Source organism: Bradyrhizobium huanghuaihaiense, from assembly GCF_025200885.1.
GTDB classification, from domain to species: Bacteria; Pseudomonadota; Alphaproteobacteria; order Rhizobiales; family Xanthobacteraceae; genus Bradyrhizobium; species Bradyrhizobium huanghuaihaiense.
Map to the genome: position 1 here is coordinate 603844 of NZ_CP104172.1, position 26596 is coordinate 630439.

Genomic DNA, 26596 nt, shown 5'->3' on the forward strand with positions numbered 1-26596 from the left:
GCCCCCGGCGATGCGAAGCATCGTCCGGTGCGGTGCGCTGCAGAGCCGGGGCCCATCTCACCGCATCATATAGCGTTGCCTTCTGGGTCCCGGCTCTGCGCAGCAGCGCCAAGAGCGCTGCAGCGCGTCCGGGACACGAGAGAGGAGATTGCAATGACCAGCATGATCGGCGTAACCAGCGGCATGGTCCAGAACCCCCAAACCCCGCCCGCCCTGTTTGATCGTGCCTTGCTGCATGCGCGGCAGCAGCGCGCGCAGGCACAAGGTGCCGTGAGCTTCCTGCTCGATCGGGTCGGCGAGGACATGTCCGACCGGTTGGCCGCAGTGATGCGGGAGTTTCATGCGCCGGTCGATCTCTGGAGCCCCGGCGAGGGTCTGGCCTCGCTGCGCGCGCACCTTCCGTCAATCGAACGGCTCGCGCTCGATGCGGCCGGCGCCGAAAAACTGCCTTTCGCGCCGGAAAGCCTCGATCTCGTCGTCTCGGCGCTGGCGCTGCAATTCGTCAACGACCTGCCGGGCGTTTTCGCGCAAATCCGTCGCGCGCTGAAGCCGGATGGGCTGCTGCTTGCCGCGATGATCGGCGGCGACAGCCTGTCCGAGCTGCGGCAGGCCTTTGCCGCGGCGGAAGCTGAATGTGAGGGCGGTGTGTCGCCGCGTGTCGCGCCCTTCGCTGACCTTCGCGACGTCGGCGCGCTGTTGCAGCGGGCGGGCTTCGCGTTGCCGGTGACCGACGTCGACCGCGTCGTGGTGCGCTATGGCAATGCGTTCGCGCTGATGCAGGATCTCCGCCGCATGGGCGCGGCCAACGTGCTGATCGAACGCCGCCGCACACCGAGCCGCCGCGCGACGTTGCTGCGGATGGCCGAGATCTATGCCGAGCGCTTTGCCGATGCCGACGGACGCATCCGCGCGACGTTCGACATCATCTGGCTCTCCGGCTGGGCGCCGCATGCGAGCCAGCAGCAGCCGCTCAAGCCGGGGTCGGCGAAAGCGAGCCTGGCGGAGGCGGTGAGGAAGGCGGGGAAGGAGTGACGCGTGTCCCGGACGCGCTGCAGCGTTCTTACGCTGCTGCGCAGAGCCGGGACCCAGCCTGCCGCTAGCATGGGCCCCGGCTCAGCAGCGCACCGCAAGAGCGCTGCGCTGCGTCCGGGGCACAGCGGGCTCACATCAGCAAATCAATCAGATGCGGGATCAGCGGAATGTCCGCGGGCGGCATCGGGTAGTCGCGCAGCTTGTTGGCGCGGACCCAGGCGAGGTTCTGGCCCTCGCGTGCAGTCACCATCCCTTCCCAGCGCCGGCAGATGTAGAGCGGCATCAACAGATGAAACGCCTCGTAGCCGTAGCTGGCGAAGGTCAGTGGCGCCAGGCACGGCTCGGCGACGGTGATGCCGAGCTCCTCGTGCAGTTCTCGGATCAGGCTCTGCTCCGGCCGCTCGCCCGGCTCGAGCTTGCCGCCGGGGAATTCCCACAGGCCGGCCAGTGTCTTGCCTTCGGGGCGCTGCGCGATCAGGACGCGCTTGTCGGCGTCCACCAGCGCGCAGGCCACCACCAGTGTCAGTTTGAGATCGGCCATGCCTGAAGTCGCTCGCTGAGGATGGGGCCGTAACGGTTCGTTAACTCCGTCGCGGTCCGCGTTTCTACCGCTCCCATAAGTCATATTTAATCGAGGGTTCCTAGAGTGGAAACGATTGAACCATTCCGGGGCCCGACCCATGCGCGCTGCGATCTGCTCGATGATGCGCCGTCTTGTCCGCGACCGGCGCGGCAATGTCGCGGTGATCTTCGCATTGTGCTGCGTCCCGCTGATCACGGTGGTCGGCTGTGCGGTCGATTACTCCCGTGCGACGCAGGTCCGCTCCAAGCTCCAGGCCGCGGCCGATGCGGCCAGCGTCGGCTCGGTCGCCAAGACCTCGCCGGCCTTTGCCGCCGCAGGCTCGATGACCTCGGACGGCGCGATTCCGGCCGGCGTCACCGACGCCACGAACATCTTCAATGCCAACGTCGCCAACCTGACCGGCTATACGCTGAACAGCGTCACGCCGACGGTGGTCAAGTCCGGCTCGACTGTCACCTCGACAGTCTCGTTCACCGGAACCATCAACACCATGTTCCTCGGCGTCATCGGCAGGAGTGCGATGACCATGAGCGGGACGTCGACCGCGACGGCGACCATGCCGCTCTATGTCGACTTCTACCTCCTGCTGGACAATTCGCCATCGATGGGTGTGGCGGCGACGCCGGCGGACGTCAGCAAGATGGTCAACAACACGTCCGACAAATGCGCCTTCGCCTGTCACGACTACAATGACGCGAACAACTACTACAACCTCGCCAAGACGCTCGGGGTGACGACGCGGATCGACGTGCTGCGCAGCGCGACCCAGTCGCTGATGGACACGGCGGGTGCCACCGAGACCTATTCGAACCAGTTCCGCATGGCGATCTACGATTTCGGCGCCTCGTCGAAGACCATCGGCCTGCGCGCGCTGTTCTCGCTGTCGGCGAGCCTCTCGAGCGCGAAGACGGCGGCAGGCTCCATCGACCTGATGGGCGTCTACGGCAACAACGATTCCTACACCGCCGACAAGGATACGCAGTTCAGCACGGTGTTCCCGGCGATCAACAGCGCGATCAGCGCGCCGGGCGCCGGCACGTCGGCGGCGCCGATGAAATATCTGTTCTTCGTCTCCGACGGCGTCGCCGACGAGTACAACACCGGCTGCTCCAAGCCGACCGTGAGCGGCGGACGCTGCCAGTCGCCGATCGACGTTTCGCTCTGCACCACCATCAAGAACCGCGGCATCAAGATCGCGGTGCTCTACACCACCTATCTGCAGCTGCCGACCAACTCCTGGTACATGACCTACGTCGACCCCTTCAACAAGGGACCGTTCGGGCCGTCGCCGAACAGCGAGATCGCGCAGAACATGCAGAGCTGTGCCTCGCCGGGGCTGTATTTCGAGGTGAGCCCGACGCAAGGCATCTCGGACGCCATGAACGCGCTGTTCAAGAAGGCGGTCGCGGACGCAAGGATTTCGGGGTGATCTGAAGCAAAGCCCTATCCCCGTCACCCTGAGGTGGCCGCTTCTTCAGCGGCCCTCGAAGGGCGACGGCCCGGCCTTCTCCGCAGGGATGCAGCGGTGGCCGTTTCATCCTTCGAGGCTCCCCACGCGGCGCGTTACGCCGCGCGGCTCGCACCTCCAGCGACAATGGCTTCGCCATTGCGCGGGGATGACGGGGAGGGAGTGGTCGGCTTACGACCTGTAATCCCCGTTGATCGCCACATATTCCTTGGTGAGGTCACAGGTCATGACGCGGTCGCGGCCCTTGCCGAGGCCGAGCGAGACCTTGATTGCGATCTCCGGCGCCTTCATCGCTTCCGACACCTGCGCCTCGTCGTAGTCGGGATCGCGCGCGCCGCTCTTGGCGACGCGGATGCCGTTGAAGGAGATCGAGAGCTTGTCGCGATCGGCGGGCTCACCGGCCTTGCCGACGGCCATCACCACGCGGCCCCAATTGGCGTCCTCGCCGGCGATCGCGGTCTTGACCAGCGGCGAGTTCGCGATCGACATCGCGATCTTGCGCGCCGAGGCCTTGGTCTTGGCGCCCTCGACGGTGATCTCGACCAGCTTGCGCGCGCCTTCGCCGTCACGGGCGACCTGCTCGGCGAGGTTGGCGAGCACCTGGTTGAAGGCCTTGACGAAGGCCTTCAGGCGCGGGTCGCTGGCGCGGCTGATCTTTGGCGCGCCATGTTCGGCGGCGGCGCCGGTGGCGAATGCCAGCAGCGTGTCCGAGGTCGAGGTGTCACCGTCGATCGTCACGGCATTGAACGTGTCCTCGACGCCGCTCTTGAGCAGGGCCTGCAGCGCGGCGGGCGCGATCGGCGCGTCGGTGAAGATGAAGGACAGCATCGTCGCCATATCGGGGGCGATCATGCCGGCGCCCTTGGCCATGCCGTTGATGGTGACCTTGGCCTTGCCGAGCTTGACGGTGGCGGTCGCGACCTTCGGGAAGGTGTCGGTGGTCATGATCGCCTTGGCCGCGGCGAGATAGTCGCCGGGTTCGGCGGTCTCGGCGAGGCGGCCGAGCACGCCGTCGAACTTGGTGGCGTCCAGCGGCTCGCCGATCACGCCGGTCGAGGCCAGGAAGATCTCGCTCTCGCTGCATCCTACCGCCTTGGCCGCGATCTTCGCGGTCAGCGCGGTGGAGGCGCGGCCGGTCTTGCCGGTGAAGGCATTGGCATTGCCGGAATTGACCACCAGCGCGCGCGCCTTGCCGCCCTTCAGTTTTGCGCGGCACCATTCGACCGGCGCGGAGGGGCATTTCGACTTGGTGAAGACGCCGGCGACCGCCGTGCCCTTGTCCATCACCGCCAGCAGCACGTCGGTGCGGTTCTTGTAGCGGATGCCGGCCTCGGCCGTCGCAAGGCGGATGCCCGCGATCACGGGCATGTCGGGAACGGTTTTCGGGGCGAGCGGGGAGACGGAGGTGGACATCGTGGGCTTCCGGTAACGGGGAGGGAGGCGCTTCCTATCATCTCACTCGGCGGATTGGGAGAGGCGCGCTTCATCGTCGTCCTGGCGAAAGCCAGGACCCATTACCACCGTCATCAATTGTTCACGAAGGCCACGACCGCTGGTGCAAACCAACACTTGCTGCGGCGTATGGGTCCTGGTTTTCGCCAGGACGACAGTTGTAGTTGCGCGCCCGTCCACACTACGCCCCAAAAGCAAATGGCCGGGACATGCCCGGCCATCGCGACGTCGAAATGTCTTCGCGGCTTACTTCTTCGCCGGCGGCGCCATCTTGCTGTCGGAGGGCTTGCCCGCGTCGGCCGGCTTGGCGTCCGCCGCCGGCTGGTCCAGCCGCTCGACCTTGGCCTCGGCGCGCAGCTTGGCGACGTAGTCGGCCTGGGCCTTGCGGGTGACGTAGTTCTCGATCTGGGCCTTGACCTGCTCGAAATCCGGCGCCTTGCGGGCGCGCTTTTCCTCGACCTTGATGATGTGCCAGCCGAACTGGGACTTCACGGGGTCGGAGATCTTGCCCGGCTCGAGTGCGAAGGCGACGGCCGAGAATTCCGGCACCATCTGCTCCTTGGTGAAGAAGCCGAGGTCGCCGCCGTCGGCGGAGCCCGGATCCTTGGACTTCTTCTTGGCGAGCTCGGCGAAATCGGCGCCCTTGTCGAGCTCGGCCTTCACCGCCTTGGCCTCGTCCTCGGTCTCGACCAGGATGTGGCGGGCGCGCACCTCCTGCTCGCCGGTGATCTGCTTGGAGGCTTCCTCGTAGACCTTCTTCATGGCGTCCGGCGTGGTGGCGGCCTTGCCCTCATTGGCGAGCAGGCTGTCCATCAGCAGGCGGTTGCGGGCGAACGCCAGGCGCTTCTTGAACTCCTCGCTGTCGGCGACCTTCTTATCTTCGGCAGCCTTGCTGACGATCTTCATGTCGATCAGGAAGGACAGGACGTTCTCGTCCTTGGTCGCCGGGTCCATCTGGGCGAGGCTCGGCCCGAGTTCCTCCTCGGCCATGGCGACGTCGCTCTTCTTGATTTCAGCGCCATTGACCTTCGCCAGGACCGGATCGTCGGCAGCCCGGCCGGGACCCGCGATCAGCGCCAGCGCAAGGCAGCCCACGAGGGCGGTGGCGAGGCCGAAGCGCAGGCCGGTTTTGGTTACCGGGAACGAGGTGGTCATGGAAAATCCTTTTGTTGAAGCAGGGGGCTGCTCGAGCGGGGCGGACACTCGCCCAATCAAGGGGGCTTGGCAACGCGAAAAGTCTGTCAAAATGATGAATTAGCCGCAATGCGCCCGCCGTTGACAAGGCCATGACCGGGCCATATCTCTGCCCGGTCGCGTCCATGGCGATGGCGTTTATTTTGCTGCGTTTTTGGCCGTTGAACCCAGACTTGCCCAATTCCCACCCATATGGCGGATGACCCCCGCAGTCCGGGCTCTGACGCCATCAGGCGTCACGGTGAGTTGATAGGCAGGCGGGTGACAACTTCTTGGCTGCAACGCGGTTGAATCGCGAACACAGGAACTAGGCATGATCGGCGCGCTCGCCCGCAAGTTTTTCGGCTCCGCCAACGACCGGCGGGTGAAGGGATACCAGTCCCGCGTCAACGCGATCAACGCGCTGGAGCCCGAGGTCTCGAAACTCTCCGACGAGGCGCTCAAGGCCCGCACCGCCGAGTTCAGGAAGCAGCTCGCCGAGGGCAAGACGCTCGACGATCTTCTGGTGCCCGCCTTCGCCACGGTGCGCGAGGCGGCCAAGCGCACGCTCGGCCAGCGGCATTTCGACGTCCAGCTGATCGGCGGCATCGTGCTGCACGAGGGCGACATCGCCGAGATGAAGACCGGCGAAGGCAAGACGCTGGTGGCAACGCTCGCGGTCTACCTCAACGCGCTCGCCGGCAAGGGCGTCCACGTCGTCACCGTCAACGACTACCTCGCCCGCCGCGACTCCGGCTGGATGGGCCAGATCTACGGCTTCCTCGGCATGACCACCGGCGTGATCGTGCACGGCCTCGACGATGCCGAGCGCAAGGCGGCCTATGCCTGCGACATCACCTACGGCACCAACAACGAATACGGCTTCGACTACTTGCGCGACAACATGAAGTACCGGCTCGAGGACATGGTCCAGCGGCCGCACTTCTTCGCCATCGTCGACGAAGTCGACTCCATCCTGATCGACGAAGCGCGCACGCCGCTGATCATCTCCGGCCCGCTCGACGACCGCTCGGATTTCTACAACACCATCGACGGCTTCCTGCCCAAGCTCGACAAGACCGATTTCGAGGTCGACGAGAAGCAGCGCACGGTGACGCTCACCGAGGCCGGCATGGAGAAGATCGAGACCCTGCTGCGCGATGCCGGCCAGCTCAAGGGCGAGTCGCTCTACGACGTCGAGAACGTCTCCGTCGTGCACCACATCAACCAGGCGCTGCGCGCCCACACGCTGTTCACTCGTGACAAGGATTACATCGTCCGCGACGACGAGGTCGTCATCATCGACGAGTTCACCGGACGCATGATGCCGGGCCGGCGCTATTCGGAAGGCCTGCACCAGGCGCTGGAAGCCAAGGAGCACGTCCAGGTCCAGCCCGAGAACCAGACGCTGGCCTCGATCACGTTCCAGAACTACTTCCGCATGTATGAAAAGCTCGCGGGCATGACCGGTACGGCCGCGACCGAAGCGGACGAACTGTTCGACATCTACAAGCTCGAGGTCGTGGAGATCCCGACCAACCTGTCGATCGCGCGCCTCGACGAGGACGACGAGGTCTATCGCACTCAGAAGGAAAAATACGCCGCCATCCTCGCCGAGATCGAGCGCGCCAATGCGCGGCTGCAGCCGGTGCTGGTCGGCACCGCCTCGATCGAGAAGTCGGAAGTGCTCGCCGAATTCTTGAAGCAGAACGGCTACAAGCAGATCGATTTCGGCAAGGAGAATGCGCTCGACAAGCTCTATGCCGCCGCCCGTGCCGGCAAGCCGTCAAAGCTGTTCGCGGTGCTGAACGCGCGCTTCCACGAGCAGGAAGCCTATATCGTCGCCGAAGCCGGCGTGCCCGGTGCGATCACGATCGCGACCAACATGGCCGGCCGCGGTACCGACATCAAGCTCGGCGGCTCGCTGGAGATGCGCATCCAGCAGGAGACCTCCGCCATCACCGACGAGGCCGAGAAGGCGAAGAAGATCGAGCAGATCAAGGCCGACATCGCGCATTTCCGCGACATCGTGCTGAAGGCGGAAGAAACCGTCGAGATCGAGCCGGCGAAGGGTAGCAAAGCCGCCAAGACCGTGAAGAAGCCCGGCGGCCTCTACATCATCGGCTCCGAGCGCCACGAATCCCGCCGCATCGACAACCAGCTACGCGGCCGTTCCGGCCGTCAGGGCGACCCCGGCCGGTCAAAATTCTTCCTGTCGCTGGAAGACGATCTGATGCGCATCTTCGGCTCGGATCGCCTCGACAGCATGCTCCAGCGTCTCGGCCTGCAAGAGGGCGAGGCGATCATCCATCCCTGGATCAACAAGGCGCTCGAAAAGGCGCAGCAGAAGGTCGAAGCCCGCAACTTCGACATCCGCAAGAACCTGCTCAAGTTCGACAACGTCCAGAACGACCAGCGCAAGGTGATCTTCGACCAGCGCGTCGACCTGATGAAGGACGACAGCGTCGCCGAGACCGTCACCGACATGCGCCACGCCTTCATCGACGACCTCGTCGCCAAGCACGTGCCCGAGCATGCCTATGCCGAGCAGTGGGACGTCGCCGGTCTGAAGGAGGAATTGAAGCGCGTGCTCGATCTCGACCTCCCGGTCGACGAATGGGCCAAGGAAGAGGGCATCGCCGACGAGGAGCTGCTCACGCGCATCGAGACCAAGGCCGACGAGCACATGGCGGCCAAGGTCGCGCAGTGGGGTCCCGACGTGATGCGTTACGTCGAGAAGACCATCCTGCTGCAGACGCTCGACCATCTCTGGCGCGAGCACCTGATCATGCTCGACCATCTGCGCCAGGTCATCGGCCTGCGCGGCTACGGCCAGCGCGATCCGTTGCAGGAGTACAAGACCGAGGCCTTCAACCTCTTCCAGGAGATGAGCGCGCATCTGCGTGAGGCCGTCACGGCGCAGCTGATGCGGGTCGAGATCGTCCCGCCGGAGCAGGAAGCCCCGGTGCTGCCGGCGATGGAAGCGCACAAGTTCGATCCGAATACCGGCGAGGACGAGATGGCGCTCGCCAGCGTCACGCTCGGCGCGCAGGCCACCGACGCCGCGCTGCGCGATCCCAAGAACCCCGCGAGCTGGGGCAAGGTCGGCCGCAACGAGGACTGCCCGTGCGGCTCGGGCAAGAAGTACAAGCACTGCCACGGGCGGTATGCCTAAGGCGCAGTACGCCTGAGGCGCGAAGCTCGCGCTTCAACTTCCGCCGTCGTCCCGGCGAAGGCCGGGACCCATACCGCGGAATCTATCGATAGCGTGCGGTCGTCGTACCGCGCGACCCGGCGCAACTAACAGTCTTCACCAAACTTGATCCCGTGACTATGGGTCCCGGCCTTCGCCGGGACGACAGCCTTGTTGGGGAGGCGGCGTCGCGCTCATTCCATCGTCGTCCTGGCGAAAGCCAGGACCCATTACCCCAGCGGGGAAGTTGCGGCGCGACGCCGGCAACCGCGAGTCTTCGCTACGCGTAGTCGCGGGCTTCGCTTGTCCAGGACGACGATGGAATTGATATTCGCGCAGCTCAATTCGAGCTGTCGATCAAGCTCTCCAGCAGCCGCTTCAGCTCACTCGTCGACTTGTCGCCGTAGCTCTCCAGGATGTGCTCCTCCTGATCCACCGCGAGCGAGTTGAGCTTCTTGCACAGCACCTTGCCGCGGTCGGAGATGAACATCAGCACCTTGCGGCGGTCGTTCGGATCCTGCACGCGATAGACCAGCGTGTCGGAGACCATGCGGTCGATCATCTTGGTCAGCGTCGGATGGTTGAGCAGCACCGCGTCCGCAAGCTCGCCCATCGAATGGCCGTTGCCATCGGAGAGAACTTTCAGGATGCGCCATTGCTCGACGGGAACGCCTTCCTTGCTCAAGCGCAGTTCCAGCTGCCGGTTGATCTCCCGGTTGGCTTGCGCGAGCAGATAAGCGAGATGTTCGGTGATCGGGGTGTTTTCTTTCGACGGTTTTGCCACGGCTAAGACTTCGTCTTGACCCAAATGAGTGAATGTCTTGCAATCAATGCTGCATCTATATGCACTTCAATTCTTGAATATTCAATATTTTCAAAATAGGATCATTGCCCAACAAAAGGGCGGAAGCCGCGGCCGCCTGCTCAATGTGCTTTCAGGTCTGGTGCCAGACAGGAGTTGGCGTGCGCGCGACGGTAAACTTCCCGGCTCACGGCGGTCCGGCGTTGCCGCCGTCCCTGCTGTTCAGGAATCTGTCGTCGTCGGCGGCTGACTTCGACCTGTCTCCGGTCGACGCGCATTTCATGAAGCGCCGCGGCGCGCGCAACAAGCTGCGCATCGGCAATTTCCTCACCTTCACCGGCTCGCCCGGAATCTGGGGCCCGACCTCCACCAACAGCGCGATGCTGGCGGTCGCCGAGATCAACAAGCGCGGCGGCATTCTGGGCCGCGAGCTCGAGCTGTCGATCTACGATTCCGGCGGTCCGATCGACGAGGTGGTGCGCCGCGCCGAGCAGGCGATCGCCTTCGATGAGGTCGACCTCATCATGGGCTCGCATATCAGCGCGGTCCGCGTCGCGCTGCGCAAGGTCACCGGCAACCGCATCCCCTACATCTACACCCCGGTCTATGAAGGCGGCGAGCGCACGCCGGGCGTGATGGCGATCGGTGAGACGCCGCGCTGGCAGAGTCGGCCGGCGATCCATTGGCTGGCGGACGTCAAGAAGGGCGCGCGCTGGTACCTGATCGGCAGCGATTACGTCTGGCCGTGGCAGTCGCATCGATCGGTGAAGCGCTACATCAAGGAAGCTGGCGGACAGGTGGTCGGCGAGGAGTTCGTGCCCGTCGGCGAGGACAATCACGAGCCGCATCTGGCGCGCATCCGCGCCGCCAAGCCCGACGTGGTGCTGATCTCGCTGATCGGCACCGACAGCATCACCTTCAACCGCGCCTTCGCCGAAGCCGGACTTGCCGCCTCGACGCTGCGGCTTGCCGGTGCCATGGACGAGACCGTGCTGCTCGGTATCGGCGCCGACAACACCGAGAATTTGTTCTGCGCCTCCGGCTATTTCAATGGCATGGCCTCGCGCGCCAATGACGAGTTCCTCAGTGCCTATCATTCCATGTTCGGTGCCAACGCGCCGCCGGTCGGCTCCGTCGGTCAGTCGAACTATGAGGGGCTGCGCTTCCTGGAATCCGTCGCCAACCGCGCCGGCTCGCTGGCCTTTCGTCCGCTGCTCAAGGCCGCGCGCAACACCGTCTATACGGCTGGCCGCGGCCCCGTGACGCTTCGCGACGGCCGCGCCGAGATGCCGATGTACCTCGCTGAAGCCGACGGTCTCGACTTCAGGATCATCAAGACGCTTTAACAGGCGGTCGCTGATACGCCGCAGCGGACTTGCGAAATAATACTTGAAAAGGAAAATATTTCCGTCTGTAATATCGCCGCGGAGCCGGTTGGCCCGCGCCGTGCAGGCGCGAGCGAGCGGCTTCCGTCCAACGCCAGGGATCAAGAAGCCTCAGAGGAGAGCGCCGTGACAGTTGTCCTTCCCACGCCCGCCCAACTTCGCAGTGTCGCCGAGCAGTGCGGCCTTTCGCTCACCGATGACGACGTCGCCTCGTTCCGCGGCCTGATGCAGGGCTCGATCGAAGCCTACAATCTCGTTGCCGCGATGCCGGACGAATTGCCGGAGGTGAAATATCCGCGCACGCCGGGCTATCGGCCCTCGGCCGAAGAGAACCCGCGCAATGCCTGGTATCGCAAGTCGACGGTCAAGGGCGCTGCCAGCGGCAAGCTCAAGGGCAAGACCATTGCGCTGAAGGACAACATCATGCTGGCCGGCGTGCCCATGACCAACGGCTCGTCGACGCTGGAAGGCTATGTGCCCGATTTCGACGCCACCATCGTCACGCGCATGCTGGATGCCGGTGCCGAGATCAAGGGCAAGGTGCATTGCGAGCACTTTTGCCTGTCCGGCGGCAGCCACACCGGCTCCTACGGCCCCGTGCATAATCCGCACAAGATGGGTTACTCGGCCGGCGGCTCGTCGTCAGGCTCGGGCGTCGTGGTCGCGCTCGGCGAGGTCGACATGGCGATCGGCGGCGATCAGGGCGGCTCGATCCGCATGCCGTCCTCGTTCTGCGGCATCTACGGGATGAAGCCGACCTGGGGCCTCGTGCCCTACACCGGGATCATGCCGATCGAGATCTATGTCGATCATACCGGTCCGATGACGGCGACGGTCGCCGACAACGCGCTGCTGCTCGAAGTGCTCGCCGGCGACGACGGCTACGATCCGCGCATCAAGGCTCCGAAGGTCGAGGAATACACCAAGGCGCTCGGCCAGGGCGTCAAGGGCATGAAGATCGGCATCCTCAAGGAAGGCTTTGAGCAGCCGGTCGCAGAGGCCGCGGTGAATGAAAGCGTGCGCGAGGCGGCAAAACGCTTCAAGGATCTCGGCGCCACCGTTGAGACCGTCTCGATCCCGATGCATCTCCTGGGCGGCGCGATCTGGACCCCGATCGGCACCGAAGGTCTGACCCAGACCATGATGTTCGGCGACGGCTACGGCCTCAGCCGCGGCGATCTCTATTCGACCTCGCTGATGGATTTTCATCGCGGCTGGCGCCGGCAGGCCGACTCGCTGTCCGAGACCACGAAGCTGTTCATGATGCTCGGCACCTACATCAACAACAATTTCGGCCCACGCTTCTACGGCAAGGCGCTCAACATCTCCCGCCGGCTGACCGCCGCCTACGACAAGGCGTTTGGGGATTACGATCTGCTCTTGCTGCCGACGACGCCGATGAAGGCGACCAAGCTGCCGGAGCCCAATGCCAGCCGCGAGGAATACGTTGCGCGCGCGCTCGAGATGATCTCGAACACCGCCCCGTTCGACATCACCCATCATCCCGCGATGTCGCTGCCCTGCGGCATGGTCGACGGCCTGCCGGTCGGCCTGATGCTGGTCGGCCGCATGTTCGAGGAATCCACCATCTACCGCGCCGCCCATGCCTTCGAGCAGATCGGCGACTGGAAGAAGATGTGAGAAGCGAATTCATGCAGACGGTTCTACCGCATGGCTAATGCGTTCGTCGCGGCGTTCGAGATCCTGAGCTTCGGCGCGATCATCGTCCTGATCGTGCTGGGGCTCGGGATCATCGCCAGCATGATGGGCATCTTCAACTTCGCGCAAGGAGAGTTCGTCCTGCTCGGGGCCTACATCACCTATCTCGCCCATGCCAAGGGCCTGCCGATCTGGGCCGGCATGGTTGCGGCGCCCTTTCTGGTCGGCGCGCTCGGCTTCGTGCTGGAGGCGCTGATCATCCGCCGCTTCTATGCCGCGCCCATCGTCGCCATGCTCGGCACCTATGCACTCGGCCTCATCATTCGCGAATCCGTGCGCGGATTGATCGGCGGCTTCTATCTCACCGTGCCCGAGCCGATCGGCGGCTCGATCGACATCGGCGCCATGCATATCTCGGCCTGGCGCTTCACCATCATCGTCATCACGCTGCTGGTGATGGGCGGTTGCTACCTGCTGCTGTCGCGCACGAGTTTTGGTCTGCGCGTGCGTGCCACGCTGGAGAACCCGTCGCTGGCGCGTGCGTCCGGCATCTCCACGCCGCTGATCTACGGCGCCACCTTCGCGTTCGGTGCCGCGCTCGCCGGTCTTGCCGGCGCGCTGATCGTGCCGGTGTTCAGCCTGTTTGCCGATCTCGGCCTGCGCTTCCTGATCCAGGGTTTTGTCGCGGTCATGGTCGGCGGCGTCGGCTCCTTCATCGGGCCGGTCGCGGGCGCCGGCGTCATCGGCACGCTGAGTGCCGCACTGCCATGGGTGATGGCGCCTGTCGTCGCCGACGTCCTCGTCTTCGTGCTCGCCATTGTCTTCATCAAATTCCGCCCGCAGGGCCTCATCGCTGGAAAAGGGGTTTAGTCACATGTTCAATCGCACTCAGCTCACACGCCGCCGTTTCCTCTCCAATTTCGCCTTTGCCACCGGCGCGGTCGCGACCGGCGTCGGCAGCTGGGTGATTCCGGCCGACTGGGCCAACGCGGCGGAAGGCCCGATCAAGGTCGGCATCGCCACCGACCTCACCGGCCCGATCGCCTATGCCGGCAATGCCGATGCCAATGTCGCCAAGATGGTGATCAAGGAGATCAACAATTCCGGCGGCCTGCTCGGCCGTCCGCTCGAGCTCTACATCGAGGACACCGCCTCCAACGAATCCGTCGCCGTCGGCAACGTCCGCAAGCTGATCCAGCGCGACAAGGTCGACATGGTGCTGGGCGGCATCACCTCGTCGATGCGCAACGCGATCAAGGACCCGATCGTGGCGCGCGGCAAGACGCTCTACATCTATCCGCAGCTCTATGAAGGCAAGGAGTGCACGCCCTATCTGTTCTGCACCGGGCCGACGCCGGCGCAGCAGTGCGACGAGTTCATTCCCTGGCTGATCAAGAACGGCGGCAAGAAGTTCGCGCTGCCGAGCGCCAACTACGTCTGGCCGCACACGCTCAACGTCTATGCCCGCAAGGTGATCGAATCCAATGGCGGTGAGGTCGTGTTCGAGGAATACTACCCGCTCGACCAGGTCGACTTCTCCGCGACCGTCAACCGCATCATCTCCAACAAGGTCGACGTCGTCTTCAACACCGTCATTCCCCCCGGTGTCGGCCCGTTCTTCAAGCAGCTCTATGAAGCGGGCTTCCTCAAGAACGGCGGGCGTCTGGCCTGCGTCTACTATGACGAGAACACGCTCAACATCAACCAGGCCAGCGAGATCGAGGGCCTCGCAAGCTGCCTCGACTATTTCAAGGTGCTGACCAAGGAGAACCCGTTCGACGCCAAGATCCAGGCGGCCTACGAGAAGGATTTTCCGGGCAACTTCCTGTTCGCCGCCGGCAGCGCCGCCACCGGCACCTATCGCGGCCTGAAGCTGTGGGAAGCCGCCGTCAAGGAAGCCGGCAAGATCGACCGCGACTCGGTCGCAGCCGCGCTGGACCATGCCAAGATCGCCGAAGGTCCGGGTGGCCCAGCCGAGATGGTGCCCGGCAAGCGGCACTGCAAGATGAAGATGTACACCGCAGTCGCCAAGGGCGGGAACTACGAGATCGTCGCGCGCAGCAGCGGCCTCGTCGATCCCAAGGAATGCTGACGTAGAATGCCGAAAGCGATGGGCGCAGTGAAGCAGACGATCCCCGCCGAGATCGGCGGGGGTATGGATGCCGCGGTGGGCAGCAGTGGAACGGCGGCCAAAGCTGCCGCGGGTCGAAAAGTCCTGCCGATCGTCGAGGGCGTCGTGCTGGTCGCGGCGCTGCTCGCGCCGCTGGTGCTGCAGGACTATCTCACCGTTTTCGCGACGCGTGTGATCATCCTCGCGCTGTTCGCGCTGTCGTTCGACCTTGTCTGGGGCTATGCCGGCATCATGAGCTTCGGCCAGGCCCTGTTCTTCGGCTCGGCCGGCTACGGGGTCGCGCTGCTCGCGCGCGACCTCGACATCACCAATATCTTCCTGGTGCTGCCCGCGGGCACGCTGATCGGCCTCACCTTCGCGCTCCTGCTCGGCGGCTTCCTGCTGCTGGGACGGCATCCCTCCAGCGTGATCTTCGTCTCGCTGGGCACGCTCACCGGCTCCTACGCTGCCGATCGCCTCGCGCGCGGCTGGTACTATCTCGGCGGCCAGAACGGCATCCCCTCGATCGCGCCGATGTCGCTCGGTGGTTACGAATTCTCGGAAGGGCCGGCCTTCTATTATCTCGTGCTGGGTATCCTCGCCGTGGTCTACCTGCTCTGCCGCTTCCTGGTGCGCTCGCAATTTGGTCTCGCGCTCGCAGGGCTCCGCGAAAACGAGCAGCGCATCGCCTTCTTTGGCTACAAGGCGCAGCATCTGAAAGCGATCATCTTCGCCATCGGCGGTGCCATCGCCGGTCTTGCCGGCAGCCTCTACGCCTTTCACGAAGGTTTCGTCTGGCCCAACATGGTCGGCGTCGTGGTCTCGACGCAGGTCGTGCTCTATGTGCTGTTCGGCGGCTCCGGCACGCTGATTGGTGCCGTCATCGGTGCTGTCATCGTCGAGGGCGTCAGCTTCTGGCTGTCGGACAATTACCGCGACATCTGGCCGATCATTTTGGGATTGTTGCTGCTGCTCGTGATCCTGTTCCGGCCCCTTGGCCTGATTAGTTTTGTGCTGGGCGAGCGTGAACGGGTCGGCAGCTTCGGCGTCAAGATCAAGGAGACGCGCAATGCTCCTTGAGGCCGCCGGCATCAAGAAGGTCTTCGGCAAGCTCACTGCGCTGGACGGCGCCGCGCTCACCGTCGGCGAGAACGAGTTTCACGGCCTGATAGGGCCGAATGGCTCGGGCAAGAGCACATTGATGAAGTGCATCGCCGGCGCCGAAGTGCCGACGCAGGGCAAGGTGAGCTTCGTCAACACCGACATCACCGCGTTTACGCCGACCGAGCGGGCCCGCGCCGGCATGAGCCTGAAATTCCAGATCACCAGCGTGCTGCCGACGCTGACGCTCTACGACAACATCCTGCTCGCGCTGCAGGCGCAATCCTCGCTGTTCGATCTCGTGTTCTCGCGCACCCGCGGCGCGCTGCACGATCAGGTCATGACCATGCTGACGCAGTTCCGGCTCGCCGACCGCGCCTTCGATGCGGCGGCGGCGCTGTCGCACGGCCAGCAGCAATGGCTGGAGATCGCGATGGCGCTCGCCGGCAAGCCAAAGCTCCTGCTGCTCGACGAGCCCACGGGCGGCATGAGCCTCGAGGAGCGCCGCGTCACCGGCGAACTGCTGCAGCCCATAAAAAAGCACTGCTCGCTCGTCATCGTCGAGCACGATCTCGATTTCATCCGCGACATCTGCGATCGCCTCACCGTGCTCGACCAGGGCAAGGTGCTGGCATCGGGCACGGTGTCGGAGATCCAGGCCAACAAATCCGTCCAGGAGATCTATCTGCGCCGTGCCTGAATTTTTGGACATCAAGCATCTCGACGCCGGCTATGGCCGCAGCCAGGTCCTGTTCGACGTCACGCTCGGCATTCCCTGGCGCGGCGGCGTCGCCGTGCTCGGGCGCAACGGCGCCGGCAAGACCACGCTGATGAAGACCATCGTCGGCGAGCTGCCGGCCTGGAAGGGCGAGGTCGCCTTCGACGGCCGCGACATCAGCCGCCGCGCCACCCAGGAGCGCGTCCGCGCCGGCATCGGCTACGTGCCGCAGGAGCATTCGGTGTTCGCGCGCCTGTCGGTGCGCGACAATCTCGCGGTCGGCTCGCTTGCGAACAAGGATGCCTCCGCCGTCGACCGCGTGCTGACCATCTTCCCAAAGCTCGGCCAGCGCCTCGACCAGCCCGCCGGCACCCTGTCCGGCGGCGAGCGCAAGATGCTCGCCATCGGCCGTGCGATGTTAGGTGATCCAAAATTGTTGCTGCTGGACGAGCCGACGGAGGGCGTCTGGATCGGCGTCATCGAGGAGATCACCGAGCGCCTGATCGAGCTCGCGAAGAGCATCGCGGTGATCATCGTCGAGCAGCATCTCGATCTGGCGCTGCGCGTCGCGGACTATGCGTATGTGCTGGATCGCGGCAGGGTCGCGCTGCAGGGGCAGGCGGGCGAGGTGAGGGGCAATCCGGAGCTGATGCGGTATCTGGCGCCGTAGCGGGCTCGCTGAAGCGCGGCGCTCTCACCCCCATTTCCACTGCCGTAGCCCGCATGAGCGCAGCGACATGCGGGGCCGTCTGCGACATTCCCGGATGTCGCTTCGCGCAGCCAGTCCCGTCATCCTGAGGTGCGAGCCGCGCGACGCAACGCGGCGCGCGGGGAGCCTCGAAGGATGAACGGCCGGGATGCAGCCGGGCCGCCGCCCTTCGAGGGCCGCTAAGAAGCGGCCACCTCAGGGTGACGGGAAGACATCTTCGATTGTGAAAGACCCGAGCGCTGCGCGCGGTCCGTCCTACTTCATCGCCCCAAAGCGGCTGTCGAACGAGTTCGACGACACCACCGGCGCGGCGCCGGCCATCTGGCCGCTGTCAGCCGCGCCATCCGATACCGACGGCTTCAGCGCCGGGCGCGTCTGGGCGAGGCGGGTGTCGGGCTTCGGCGGCTCTGCCGGCTTGGTGGCGGTCACCGCCGGCTTCGGCGCGTCCTTCGCTGCATCCTTGGACTTGTCGTGGCCCGGCACGAATCGGGTGACGGCGGCCTTCAGCCTCGACGCAGCGGTGGGTGGCGTGGTGGATGTCGTGGCAGGTGCCACGGATGCGGTCGCTTGCGGCGGAGGCGTGGTCGCCGTCGTATCGGCGGTGCCCATGCCCATCTTGCGGCCGAGGTTGGAGAAGAAGCCGCCGCCTTGCGATTTCTCGGCTGGTGCGGCTGTCGCGACGCGGGCGCCCGCGGCGGGCGCGCTGACGGCGACGACCGGCTCTTCCTGCGGCGCAGGCGCGGCCGCGGCCGCCTCGAGATTCGGCTTGGGCGGATTGACGTTTCCGGGGATCGTGCCCGGCGCCTTCGCCATCGCCAGCATCTGCAGCGTGGTGCCTTCGGCGCCTTCCGACAGGCCGGTCGAGCCTTCCGGAATCTTCGCGGCGAAGATCTTGTTCATGCCGCCGTCGATGCCGGTGTTCATGCGCGCCACCGGCGTGCCCTTGGCGACCAGCTTGGCGTATTCGGCCTCGTCCTTCGCCTGCTTCTCGCGCACGGCGCTGGCGACGTCTTCGGGGATCACATAGGCCGGGCATTTTGCGGAGGCGTCGAACACCGGATCGCGCTTGGCGTCGGCCGGCTTCGCGGCGTCGAAGACATACTTCTTCTCGCAGAAATCGACCCTCGGCTCCTGCCGCGTCACCTCGAAATGATCATAGCCTTCCTTGATCATCTTCCAGAAGGCCATGTTCGGATTGTTCCGGTGCTTGGCCATGTTCACCGGCGTCATCTTGAACGGATAGGCCTGCAGCTGGAACGCCTTCTGTCCGCCGAAGAAGGACTCGCGGCCGAGCGAATAGATCTCCGCGATCTGCTCGTCCGTCATCGCGTAGCAGCCGCGCGAAGAACAGTCGCCGTGCACCATCAGCTGCGAGCCGGTGCGGCCCAGCGCCTTGTCGAACGCGTTCGGATAGCCCGTGTTGAAGGAGAGGTAATAAGCCGATTGCGGATTCATCTGGCTCGGATTGATCGAGTAGAATCCTTCCGGCGCCTGGCGGTCGCCTTCGCGCACCTTGGGGCCGAGGTCACCGGACCAGCGGCAGATCGGATAGGTCTTGAGCAGCGCGAACTGGCCGTTGCGGGCCTGCTTCCAGACCTCGAGTTCGGCCTCCTGCTTGAACAGGCGCACCAGGATCGGCGATTGCAGGTCCATGTCCTTCTCGACCATCGCGGCGAGAAGTTTTGGCGGCACCGGCTGGTTGGCCTTGGCGTTGGTCGCGAGCGAGACCTGGTCGGTGTCGCAGCCGGCGAGCAGACCGCCGGCCGTCATCAGCGCAACCGAAACCAAGAGCGCGCGAGCAAGCGAACGAGAAATCAAGATGGACCCCACACCGTGCCGGGCAAGGAGCGCGAACCCCAATTCTTTGGCGCGTGATCCGACCGGAAAACCACCCGCCGCGGCGGGCTCGTTCAGACCACGCTCCAGCGCTTATGCCCTGAAGCCATTGATTAAAATTCTAACCTCTGGGTCATGTGGTCGCAACCCGAGCGGGGATCACGAGGGCGTTGGCCCAAAGGTGTGGTCAACAGAGACTTAAATCAGGCGTAACCTGGAACTGGGCCGGAACTTGGGCCTTGCGGCCAAACCGCCACTGAGATCGCCGATTTGGGCAAAAAAAGGGTTAACGCGGGGTTACCGGGGGGCTCGAAAGGTCTCGTAGGGTGGGCAAAGGCGCGAAGCGCCGTGCCCACCATCTAGAGCCACCTGCACCGCTCGGAATGGTGGGCACGCTTCGCGTTGCCCACCCTACGAGACCGGAATCGAGGCGAATCAGCCCAGTTTGCGGCCGATATCGAGGAACTTCTGCCGCCGCTGCTTGCGGATGGCGTCGCCGTCGAGGCCCCGGAGCTCGTCGAAGGCCTTGGCGATGGCGTCCCCGGTGGTGGCGATCATGGCGGCGGGGTCGCGGTGGGCGCCGCCGACCGGCTCCTTCAGGATCTGGTCGATCACCCCGAACCGGAGCATGTCCTGGGCGGTGATCTTCATGTTGTTGGCGGCTTCCTGCGCCTTGGTGCCGTCGCGCCAGAGGATGGAGGAGGCGGCCTCCGGCGAGATCACGCTGTAGATGGCGTGCTCCAGCATCAGCACCTTGTTGGCGGTGGTGATGGCGATGGCGCCGCCCGACATGCCCTCGCCGGTGATGATGGCGACGTTCGGCACGGTCAGCGCCATGCAGGCATCGGTCGAGCGCGCGATCGCTTCGGCCTGGCCGCGCTCCTCGGCGCCGATGCCGGGATAGGCGCCGGCGGAATCGGCGAGCGACAGCACCGGCAGTCCGAACCGCTCGGCCATCTCCATCAGCCGCACGCATTTGCGATAGCCCTCGGGCCGCGCCATGCCGAAATTGTGCCGGATCCGGCTCTCGGTGGAATCGCCCTTCTCCTGGCCCATCACGCAGATCGGCTCGCCGCGGAAACGGCCGAAGCCGGCGACCAGTGCCTCGTCCTCGCCGAACTTGCGGTCGCCGGCGAGCGGGGTGAATTCGGTGATCAGGCCCTTGATGAAATCGTTGAAATGCGGCCGCTGCGGATGCCGCGCCACCAGCGTCTTCTGCCACGGCGTCAGGTTCGTATAGAGGTCCGCCAGCGCCTGCGCCGCCTTGTCCTCGATCCGGCCGACCTCGTCGCTGATGTCGGTGCCGGTGGCGGCGAGCGCGCGCAATTCGTCGACCTTGGAGTCGAGCTCGGCGACGGGCTTTTCGAAGTCGAGATAGCTGCGCATCTGGTCTTGCATCAACTCAGTATAGGGGGACGGGGCGAAAGAAGCGAAGCGAGGTTGGGGCGCGGAAAGAAGTGTAGCTTCTTCAACGAGTTGGCTTGTGCGCTCGTGGCAGGGAGCCAAATCAGTCGTGAGGCCACGGCTCTTTCTGCGGAGATGTGGCCGAAGTCAAGGCGGTTTCATGGGTTGCCCGTAGCCCGGATGAGCGAAGCGATATCCGGGGCAGGTCGTGCCTCAGGCTCCAATCCCGGATGTCGCTGCGCTCATCCGGGCTACGAAAGCCGCGTCCGGGGCGCGGGACCTGTTTACTTCTCCGCCAGCGGATGCAGGTCGCGCACCAGGCTCTTCAGCCGCTCCTCGACCACATGGGTGTAGATCTGGGTCGTGGAGATGTCGGTGTGTCCCAGCAGGGTCTGCACGATGCGCAAATCGGCGCCGTTGTGCAGCAGGTGGCTGGCGAAGGCATGGCGCAGCACGTGCGGGGAGACCAGCCGGGCCTGCAGGCCCGAGGCGACCGCGAGCTCCTTCAAATCGCGGGCAAAGTGCTGCCGCGTCAGATGCCCGCTCTCGCCGAAGGAAGGGAACAGCCATTTCGAAGCGGCGAGGCTGTCCTTCTTCTTTTCCGTCTTCGCGGCCTCCGTCGCGCTGAGATAATCCGCCATCGCCTGCCGCGAGGCGTCGTTGAGCGGCACCAGGCGCTCCTTGTTGCCCTTGCCGCGCACCACGATCATGCGCGCGTCGCGCTTGGCCGCCGTGCGCGGCAGCGCCACCAGCTCTGAGACGCGCAGGCCCGTGGCGTAGAGCACCTCGAGCAGGCAGTAGAGCCGCAAGCTCCGCAGCCGTTTCGACGGTGAGGCATCTTCCGCCTCGCTCAATTCCTTGGCGCGGCGGAGCATGCGATCGACATCCGCGATCGACAGCACCTTTGGCAGGCCGCGGCCGCGCTTGGGACCGGACAGGATCGCGGCGGGATCGTCGCCGCGGATCCGCTCGTTCAGCAGGAAGCGGTAGAGATGCCGCATCGCCGACAGCCGCCGCGCGACGCTGGTGGACTTGAAGCCGCGCGTGTCGAGGTCAGCAAGGTAATCGCGCAGGACTTGCGTCTCCGCGTCCGCGAAACTATGGCCGACGCGGCCCAGAAATTCCGAGAAATCGGTGAGGTCGCGGCGGTAGGCATCGAGCGTATTGGGGCCGGCGCCCTGTTCCGCCGCGAGCATGTCGAGGAACAGGCCGGTGAGCTTGCTGTCTGAGGGCTTTGCGCGCATGCCCCGGAGCCTAGCTGCTATTTCTTGAGAAACTTATCCGGCGGGATCGTCACCGTCATTTCCCGCGGCTTCGGGTTGACGAAGTTCGCCAGCGCGAAGATCACGCCATAGACGATGCCGGCGATCACGGCGACGACCGTCAGGAAGCGGAACAGGCTGGGCATCGGTCTGGGGTCTCTGTCGGGGACTCGATAGTGGGCTTGGCAGCCAAATTAACCAATGAAATCATCCAACATGTTCGCCGTTTCGTGGCAAGAGTCCTCTGGCGAGGCCCCCTGCGGGGTCGTATAGGTGGCCAAACCATGCCGCCTTTGGCGGCAGATCGAGCGAGATCCAGAGCAATATCTATGTCCCACGCCGCGTTGCCGATTCCCGCTTCGCCTGAGGCCGACATCCTGTCGGCCCTGGGTGCGCGCTCGATCGTGCTCGTCGGCATGATGGGGGTGGGCAAATCCACCATCGGCCGCCGCATGGCTGTCAGGCTCAAGCTGCCCTTCGTCGACGCCGACACCGAGATCGAGGCGGCGGCCGGCATGACCATACCGGAGATTTTCGAGCGCCACGGCGAGCAGCACTTTCGCGATGGCGAGGCCCGCGTGATTGCCCGTCTCCTCGAGGGCGGTCCGGTGGTGCTGGCGACCGGGGGCGGCGCCTTCATGCGCGAGGAGACGCGGACGCGCATCGCCGCCAAGGCGATCTCGATCTGGCTCCGGGCGGACCACGACGTCATCATGCGCCGCGTCCGCCGGCGCGCCGATCGCCCGCTGCTTCAGACCGCCGACCCCGAGGGAACCGTCACGCGCCTGCTCACCGAGCGCGAGCCGATCTACGGCAAGGCCGACCTCACCATCGCCTCGCGCGAGGTGCCGCACGACAAGATCGTCGAGGAGTGCATCGAGACGCTGCACGCCCATCTCTGCGGCGAACAGTCCGCCCCACCACCTGCCGATGTTGCGAGTGCCGCACGATGACTGCGCCGTTGAAACATTCCGATCCCGTCAACGTCGACGTCGCGCTCGGCGATCGCGCCTATGACATCGTCATCGGCCGCGGCGTGCTGTCGTCGCTCGGCGAACGGATCGCGGCTTTGCGGCCGGGCGTGCGCACGGCGATCGTCACCGACCGCACCGTCGCGAAACACTGGCTCGAGCCGGCCGAAGCCTCGCTCGCAGTCAGCGGCATCCCGACCTCGCGCATCGTGGTCGAGGAAGGCGAGATCTCGAAAACCTATGCCGGCCTCGAAAAGGTCAGCGAGGCCCTGATCGCCGCGAAGATCGAGCGCAACGATCTCGTCATCGCACTCGGCGGCGGCGTGGTCGGCGATCTCGCCGGCTTTGCCGCGGCGATCCTGCGCCGCGGCGTCGATTTCGTGCAGGTGCCGACCTCGCTGCTGGCACAGGTCGATTCCAGCGTCGGCGGCAAGACCGGCATCAACTCGCCTCAGGGCAAGAATTTGCTCGGCGCCTTCCACCAGCCGGTGCTGGTGATCGCTGACACCGCCGTGCTCGACACGCTGTCGCCGCGCCAGTTCCGCGCCGGCTATGCCGAGGTCGCCAAATACGGCGTGCTCGGCGACGAGGCCTTCTTCACCTGGCTGGAGAAGAATCATTCCGACATCTTCAAGGGCGGCTCCGCGCGCGAGCATGCGATCGCGACCTCCTGCCGCGCCAAAGCGGGTGTCGTCTCCCGCGATGAGCGCGAGACCGGCGAGCGCGCGCTGCTCAATCTCGGCCACACTTTCGGTCACGCGCTGGAAGCCGCGACCGGCTTCTCCGATCGCCTGTTCCATGGCGAAGGCGTTGCGATCGGCATGACGCTGGCGGCGCAGTTTTCGGCGAAGCTCGGCATGATCGGCGAGGCTGATGCCGCGCGCGTCGAGCGGCACCTGATCGAGGCCGGCCTGCCGACCCGTTTGCAGGACATCGCCGGCTTTGCCCAGGAAGGGCTTGCCGACGCCGACGCGTTGATGGCGCTGATGGCGCAGGACAAGAAGGTCAAGCGCGGCAAGCTCACCTTCATCCTGCTCGAGGCTGTCGGCCGCGCGGTGATCGCGAAGGACGTCGAGCCGGCGCCGGTGCGCGACTTCCTGAAAGAGAAGCTGGCGCAAACGGCCTGATGCGCGGGCTGAGCTGAATTTCGCCAAAGCGTTTTCCAGCGAAGTGGATACCGGTTCGCGCCAGGAAAACGCGTCAGAATAGAGTGGTGCATGGACTGGCTCGGATTCACCATCGTCGTCCTCTGCCTGCTGGTCTCGGCGTTCTTCGCCGCGAGCGAGACCGCGCTGACCGGCGCCTCGCGCGCCAGCATGCTGCGGCTGTCGAAACAAGGGCATCACGAGGCCGATGTCGTCTCCCAGCTGCTCGACATGCGCGAGCGGCTGATCGGCGCGCTGCTGCTCGGTAACAACATCGCCAATATCGGAGCGTCCGCGCTTGCCACCGGCATCTTCACGTCCTGGTTCGGCGATGTCGGCGTGCTCTATGCGACCGGCGTGATGACCGCGTTGGTCGTGATCTTCGCGGAAGTCCTGCCAAAAACCATCGCCATCAACGCGCCCGACCGCGTCGCGCTCGCCGTGGCGCGGCCGATGCGGCTGACGATGTATGTGCTCGGGCCGTTGTTGACGGTGGTCGAAGTCATCGTGCGCCTGCTGATGCGGCTGTTCGGCCTCGCCGGCGAGCACCAGGCGATCCTGTCGCCGACCGAGCGCCTGCGCGGCGCGGTCGACCTCCTGCACCACGAGGGCAAGGTCGAGAAGCAGGACCGCGACATGCTCGGCGGCCTGCTGGACTTGCGCGAGCTACAGGTCTCCGACGTCATGATCCATCGCACCGAGATGATGATGATCAACGCCGACATGCCGCCGGACGATCTGGTGCGCGAGGTGCTGGCGACCGAATACACCCGCATTCCGCTCTGGCGCGAGAAGCCGGAAAACATCATCGGCGTGCTTCACGCCAAGGATCTGTTGCGCGCGATCCGCGCCTCCGACGGCGACACCTCGCGCATCGACGTCTCCACCATCGCGCTGCCGCCCTGGTTCGTGCCTGAGATGCGCCCGCTCGCCGAGCAGCTCAAGGCGTTCCGCCGCCGCAAGACCCATTTCGCGCTCGTCGTCGACGAGTACGGCGAAGTTGAAGGTCTCGTGACGCTGGAAGACATTTTGGAAGAAATCGTCGGCGACATCTCCGACGAGCACGACGTCGTGGTCGCCGGCGTGCGCGCCCAGCCGGACGGCTCGGTCGTGGTCGACGGCTCGGTGCCGATCCGCGATCTCAACCGCGCCATGGACTGGCATCTGCCCGATGAGGAGGCAACCACGGTCGCCGGTCTCGTCATCCACGAGGCGCGCTCGATCCCCGACCGCGGCCAGAGCTTCACCTTCCACGGCTTCCGCTTCCGCGTCCTCCGCCGCGAACGCAACCGCATCACCGCGCTCCGTATTTCACCGGTGCCGCGCGAGGCCGAGATGGAAGAACCCAGGCCGAGAAGGGCCGGAACGTCGTTTTGATTTCCCACCCTCCCCCTCCAGGGGAGGGTAAGCGATCAGCCTTCCCCCGGCGCCTGTGCGTGGATCGCCAGTGCGTGCACGCTGCCGGAAAGTTCCGCGGCCAGCGCCGAATTTATCATGCGATGGCGCTCGACCCGGGTCTTCCCTTTGAAGGCATCAGACACGATATAAACGCGAAAGTGCGTCTCGCCGCTCGGCCGATGACCGGCGTGACCCTCATGCAAATGTGACTCGTCGACGACTTGCAGGCTTTCCGGGGTGAAAGCTTCCTGCAACTTGTTGCTGATAGTATCTTTCATAACCATGAGCGCCATTAAAGCGCGTCATCGTGCCCCGTCAATCTCCGGGGTGTCATGCTAATTGCAATGTCAAGACTTGAAGGTTTTTGCATTGCGTAGTCAAAGTCAGCCATGCCGATCGATTCATCAAAGTTCTTCGACTCCATCCGCGTGAAGCCGCGAGGCAAGCAGCCGGAAGTGAAGCCGCGCGACACCGTGGTCAACTGCGAGTGGGCGGGCTGCGCGAACAAGGGCGCGCATCGCGCGCCGAAGGGGCGCGAGAACCAGCGCGAGTACTGGCACTTCTGCCTCGACCATGTGCGCGAGTACAACCAGAACTACAATTTCTTCTCCGGCATGAATGCCGACGCCGTCGCGCGCTACCAGAAGGACGCGCTGACCGGCCACCGCCCGACCTGGAAGATGGGCGCCAATGGCGGCAAGAAGGGTGCGGAAGCCGAAATCGACATGGCGTCCGATCCGTTCAGCATGTTCAGCGAGATCAACGGCCGCGCCAACTGGCGCAAGGGTCCGGACGCCCAGCCCAAGGCCGAGACGCGCAAGGTGATGAACGCCGAGCGCAAGGCGCTCCAGGTCATGGGCCTCGGTCCCGACGCCACGCTCGCCGACGTCAAGAGCAAGTACAAGGCGCTGGTCAAGCAGCACCACCCCGACGCCAATGGCGGCGACCGCTCCACCGAGGATCGCCTGATCGAGATCATCAAGGCGTATAATTATCTGAAGACGGTGGTGCGGGAGGCCTGAGGCCTCGCCTAGCGTTCTCTCGGAGGAGCGGAAGTCGCAGCCACACTCTCGGTGTCGTCCCGGCCTAGTGTGCAATTCATCGATAGATCACGCGGTATGGGTCCCGGCCTTCGCCGGGACGACCGTATCGTAGGGTGGGCAAAGCGAAGCGTGCCCACGACTTCCCTGGCAAT

23 protein-coding genes are annotated in these 26596 nt (G+C 64.9%); 14 read left to right on the forward strand and 9 right to left on the reverse strand.

Going from position 1 to position 26596, the window contains the following annotated elements; all coding sequences use genetic code 11:
* Positions 1-162: 162 nt before the first annotated feature.
* Positions 163-1032, forward strand: a complete 870-nt coding sequence (locus N2603_RS02810; RefSeq protein ID WP_026312073.1) for a methyltransferase domain-containing protein — start codon at positions 163-165, stop codon at positions 1030-1032.
* Between the two features lie 130 nt (positions 1033-1162).
* Here the strand turns inward: N2603_RS02810 and N2603_RS02815 are convergent, their stop codons facing one another.
* On the reverse strand, positions 1163-1573 hold the full coding sequence (locus tag N2603_RS02815) for a (deoxy)nucleoside triphosphate pyrophosphohydrolase (RefSeq protein WP_260387612.1): 411 nt from the start codon (positions 1571-1573) through the stop codon (positions 1163-1165).
* A gap of 139 nt (positions 1574-1712) precedes the next feature.
* On the opposite strand from N2603_RS02815, the gene N2603_RS02820 reads away from it, so the two are divergent.
* Positions 1713-3044, forward strand: a complete 1332-nt coding sequence (locus N2603_RS02820) for a TadE/TadG family type IV pilus assembly protein (RefSeq protein WP_260387613.1) — start codon at positions 1713-1715, stop codon at positions 3042-3044.
* Between the two features lie 210 nt (positions 3045-3254).
* Here N2603_RS02820 and argJ read toward each other — a convergent pair whose 3' ends face one another.
* Together argJ and N2603_RS02830 are read right to left on the reverse strand one after the other, a co-directional pair.
* Positions 3255-4496, reverse strand: a complete 1242-nt coding sequence (gene argJ / locus N2603_RS02825) for a bifunctional glutamate N-acetyltransferase/amino-acid acetyltransferase ArgJ (RefSeq protein ID WP_260387614.1) — start codon at positions 4494-4496, stop codon at positions 3255-3257.
* A 285-nt stretch (positions 4497-4781) separates the two neighbouring features.
* Positions 4782-5690 carry a peptidylprolyl isomerase gene (locus tag N2603_RS02830; RefSeq protein WP_260387615.1) on the reverse strand — a complete coding sequence of 303 codons (909 nt, stop codon included), beginning with the start codon at positions 5688-5690 and terminating at the stop codon, positions 4782-4784.
* A gap of 352 nt (positions 5691-6042) precedes the next feature.
* On the opposite strand from N2603_RS02830, the gene secA reads away from it, so the two are divergent.
* Positions 6043-8883 carry a preprotein translocase subunit SecA gene (gene secA / locus N2603_RS02835; protein WP_260387616.1) on the forward strand — a complete coding sequence of 947 codons (2841 nt, stop codon included), beginning with the start codon at positions 6043-6045 and terminating at the stop codon, positions 8881-8883.
* 358 nt (positions 8884-9241) lie between these two features.
* On the opposite strand, the gene N2603_RS02840 is transcribed toward secA, so the two are convergent.
* The gene (locus N2603_RS02840; RefSeq protein WP_018643508.1) at positions 9242-9685 is read right to left on the reverse strand and encodes a MarR family winged helix-turn-helix transcriptional regulator; all 444 of its coding nucleotides are present in this window, start codon (positions 9683-9685) and stop codon (positions 9242-9244) included.
* A 179-nt stretch (positions 9686-9864) separates the two neighbouring features.
* Between N2603_RS02840 and N2603_RS02845 the strand changes: the two genes are divergently transcribed.
* The 7 genes from N2603_RS02845 to N2603_RS02875 all read left to right on the forward strand — a co-directional run bounded on the left by N2603_RS02845 (position 9865) and on the right by N2603_RS02875 (position 17346).
* Positions 9865-11049, forward strand: a complete 1185-nt coding sequence (locus N2603_RS02845; RefSeq protein ID WP_260387617.1) for a substrate-binding domain-containing protein — start codon at positions 9865-9867, stop codon at positions 11047-11049.
* Between the two features lie 165 nt (positions 11050-11214).
* Positions 11215-12729, forward strand: coding sequence for an amidase (locus N2603_RS02850; RefSeq protein WP_018643506.1), 1515 nt, complete (start codon positions 11215-11217; stop codon positions 12727-12729).
* A gap of 30 nt (positions 12730-12759) precedes the next feature.
* Positions 12760-13617 (forward strand): branched-chain amino acid ABC transporter permease, encoded by an 858-nt coding sequence (locus N2603_RS02855; RefSeq protein WP_018643505.1) that lies wholly within the window; start codon positions 12760-12762, stop codon positions 13615-13617.
* A 4-nt stretch (positions 13618-13621) separates the two neighbouring features.
* On the forward strand, positions 13622-14839 hold the full coding sequence (locus N2603_RS02860; RefSeq protein ID WP_260387618.1) for a substrate-binding protein: 1218 nt from the start codon (positions 13622-13624) through the stop codon (positions 14837-14839).
* A gap of 6 nt (positions 14840-14845) precedes the next feature.
* Positions 14846-15937 (forward strand): branched-chain amino acid ABC transporter permease, encoded by a 1092-nt coding sequence (locus N2603_RS02865; RefSeq protein ID WP_260387619.1) that lies wholly within the window; start codon positions 14846-14848, stop codon positions 15935-15937.
* Positions 15927-16658 carry an ABC transporter ATP-binding protein gene (locus N2603_RS02870; RefSeq protein ID WP_026312070.1) on the forward strand — a complete coding sequence of 244 codons (732 nt, stop codon included), beginning with the start codon at positions 15927-15929 and terminating at the stop codon, positions 16656-16658. Before N2603_RS02865 ends, N2603_RS02870 begins: the two co-directional genes overlap by 11 nt.
* Positions 16651-17346, forward strand: coding sequence for a branched-chain amino acid ABC transporter ATP-binding protein (locus tag N2603_RS02875; RefSeq protein ID WP_018643501.1), 696 nt, complete (start codon positions 16651-16653; stop codon positions 17344-17346). The genes N2603_RS02870 and N2603_RS02875 overlap by 8 nt, the downstream gene beginning before the upstream one ends.
* A 294-nt stretch (positions 17347-17640) precedes the next feature.
* Here the strand turns inward: N2603_RS02875 and N2603_RS02880 are convergent, their stop codons facing one another.
* The 4 genes from N2603_RS02880 to N2603_RS02895 form a co-directional block, all read right to left on the reverse strand.
* Complete coding sequence (locus N2603_RS02880; protein WP_260387620.1) at positions 17641-19155, reverse strand: L,D-transpeptidase family protein; 1515 nt, start codon at positions 19153-19155, stop codon at positions 17641-17643.
* A 501-nt stretch (positions 19156-19656) separates the two neighbouring features.
* A complete protein-coding gene (locus tag N2603_RS02885; protein WP_018643499.1) occupies positions 19657-20619 on the reverse strand; it encodes an acetyl-CoA carboxylase carboxyltransferase subunit alpha in 963 nt (320 codons plus the stop codon).
* 290 nt (positions 20620-20909) lie between these two features.
* The gene (gene xerD, locus N2603_RS02890; RefSeq protein ID WP_260387621.1) at positions 20910-21869 is read right to left on the reverse strand and encodes a site-specific tyrosine recombinase XerD; all 960 of its coding nucleotides are present in this window, start codon (positions 21867-21869) and stop codon (positions 20910-20912) included.
* Between the two features lie 17 nt (positions 21870-21886).
* Positions 21887-22033, reverse strand: coding sequence for a hypothetical protein (locus N2603_RS02895; RefSeq protein ID WP_018643497.1), 147 nt, complete (start codon positions 22031-22033; stop codon positions 21887-21889).
* 183 nt (positions 22034-22216) lie between these two features.
* On the opposite strand from N2603_RS02895, the gene N2603_RS02900 reads away from it, so the two are divergent.
* The 3 genes from N2603_RS02900 to N2603_RS02910 all read left to right on the forward strand — a co-directional run bounded on the left by N2603_RS02900 (position 22217) and on the right by N2603_RS02910 (position 25380).
* A complete protein-coding gene (locus N2603_RS02900; RefSeq protein ID WP_260387622.1) occupies positions 22217-22840 on the forward strand; it encodes a shikimate kinase in 624 nt (207 codons plus the stop codon).
* Positions 22837-23985, forward strand: a complete 1149-nt coding sequence (aroB, locus tag N2603_RS02905; RefSeq protein WP_260387623.1) for a 3-dehydroquinate synthase — start codon at positions 22837-22839, stop codon at positions 23983-23985. Before N2603_RS02900 ends, aroB begins: the two co-directional genes overlap by 4 nt.
* Positions 23986-24075: 90 nt before the next feature.
* Positions 24076-25380, forward strand: coding sequence for an HlyC/CorC family transporter (locus tag N2603_RS02910; RefSeq protein WP_018643494.1), 1305 nt, complete (start codon positions 24076-24078; stop codon positions 25378-25380).
* A gap of 35 nt (positions 25381-25415) precedes the next feature.
* On the opposite strand, the gene N2603_RS02915 is transcribed toward N2603_RS02910, so the two are convergent.
* The gene (locus tag N2603_RS02915) at positions 25416-25685 is read right to left on the reverse strand and encodes a BolA family protein (protein WP_026312069.1); all 270 of its coding nucleotides are present in this window, start codon (positions 25683-25685) and stop codon (positions 25416-25418) included.
* Between the two features lie 105 nt (positions 25686-25790).
* Between N2603_RS02915 and N2603_RS02920 the strand changes: the two genes are divergently transcribed.
* Positions 25791-26423, forward strand: a complete 633-nt coding sequence (locus N2603_RS02920; protein WP_018643492.1) for a J domain-containing protein — start codon at positions 25791-25793, stop codon at positions 26421-26423.
* Positions 26424-26596 lie beyond the last annotated feature (173 nt).

Bases quoted from the DNA above. Each gene is read 5' to 3' on its own strand.
- N2603_RS02860 (WP_260387618.1), top strand. From the start codon at position 13,622: ATGTTCAATCGCACTCAGCTCACACGCCGCCGTTTCCTCTCCAATTTC.
- N2603_RS02870 (WP_026312070.1), top strand. From the start codon at position 15,927: ATGCTCCTTGAGGCCGCCGGCATCAAGAAGGTCTTCGGCAAGCTCACT.
- N2603_RS02885 (WP_018643499.1), bottom strand. From the start codon at position 20,619: ATGCAAGACCAGATGCGCAGCTATCTCGACTTCGAAAAGCCCGTCGCC.
- N2603_RS02810 (WP_026312073.1), top strand. From the start codon at position 163: ATGATCGGCGTAACCAGCGGCATGGTCCAGAACCCCCAAACCCCGCCC.
- N2603_RS02910 (WP_018643494.1), top strand. From the start codon at position 24,076: ATGGACTGGCTCGGATTCACCATCGTCGTCCTCTGCCTGCTGGTCTCG.
- N2603_RS02865 (WP_260387619.1), top strand. From the start codon at position 14,846: ATGCCGAAAGCGATGGGCGCAGTGAAGCAGACGATCCCCGCCGAGATC.
- aroB (WP_260387623.1), top strand. From the start codon at position 22,837: ATGACTGCGCCGTTGAAACATTCCGATCCCGTCAACGTCGACGTCGCG.
- N2603_RS02855 (WP_018643505.1), top strand. From the start codon at position 12,760: ATGGCTAATGCGTTCGTCGCGGCGTTCGAGATCCTGAGCTTCGGCGCG.
- secA (WP_260387616.1), top strand. From the start codon at position 6,043: ATGATCGGCGCGCTCGCCCGCAAGTTTTTCGGCTCCGCCAACGACCGG.
- xerD (WP_260387621.1), bottom strand. From the start codon at position 21,869: ATGCGCGCAAAGCCCTCAGACAGCAAGCTCACCGGCCTGTTCCTCGAC.
- N2603_RS02895 (WP_018643497.1), bottom strand. From the start codon at position 22,033: ATGCCCAGCCTGTTCCGCTTCCTGACGGTCGTCGCCGTGATCGCCGGC.
- N2603_RS02920 (WP_018643492.1), top strand. From the start codon at position 25,791: ATGCCGATCGATTCATCAAAGTTCTTCGACTCCATCCGCGTGAAGCCG.
- N2603_RS02815 (WP_260387612.1), bottom strand. From the start codon at position 1,573: ATGGCCGATCTCAAACTGACACTGGTGGTGGCCTGCGCGCTGGTGGAC.
- N2603_RS02915 (WP_026312069.1), bottom strand. From the start codon at position 25,685: ATGGTTATGAAAGATACTATCAGCAACAAGTTGCAGGAAGCTTTCACC.
- N2603_RS02830 (WP_260387615.1), bottom strand. From the start codon at position 5,690: ATGACCACCTCGTTCCCGGTAACCAAAACCGGCCTGCGCTTCGGCCTC.
- N2603_RS02900 (WP_260387622.1), top strand. From the start codon at position 22,217: ATGTCCCACGCCGCGTTGCCGATTCCCGCTTCGCCTGAGGCCGACATC.
- argJ (WP_260387614.1), bottom strand. From the start codon at position 4,496: ATGTCCACCTCCGTCTCCCCGCTCGCCCCGAAAACCGTTCCCGACATG.
- N2603_RS02880 (WP_260387620.1), bottom strand. From the start codon at position 19,155: ATGACGGCCGGCGGTCTGCTCGCCGGCTGCGACACCGACCAGGTCTCG.
- N2603_RS02820 (WP_260387613.1), top strand. From the start codon at position 1,713: ATGCGCGCTGCGATCTGCTCGATGATGCGCCGTCTTGTCCGCGACCGG.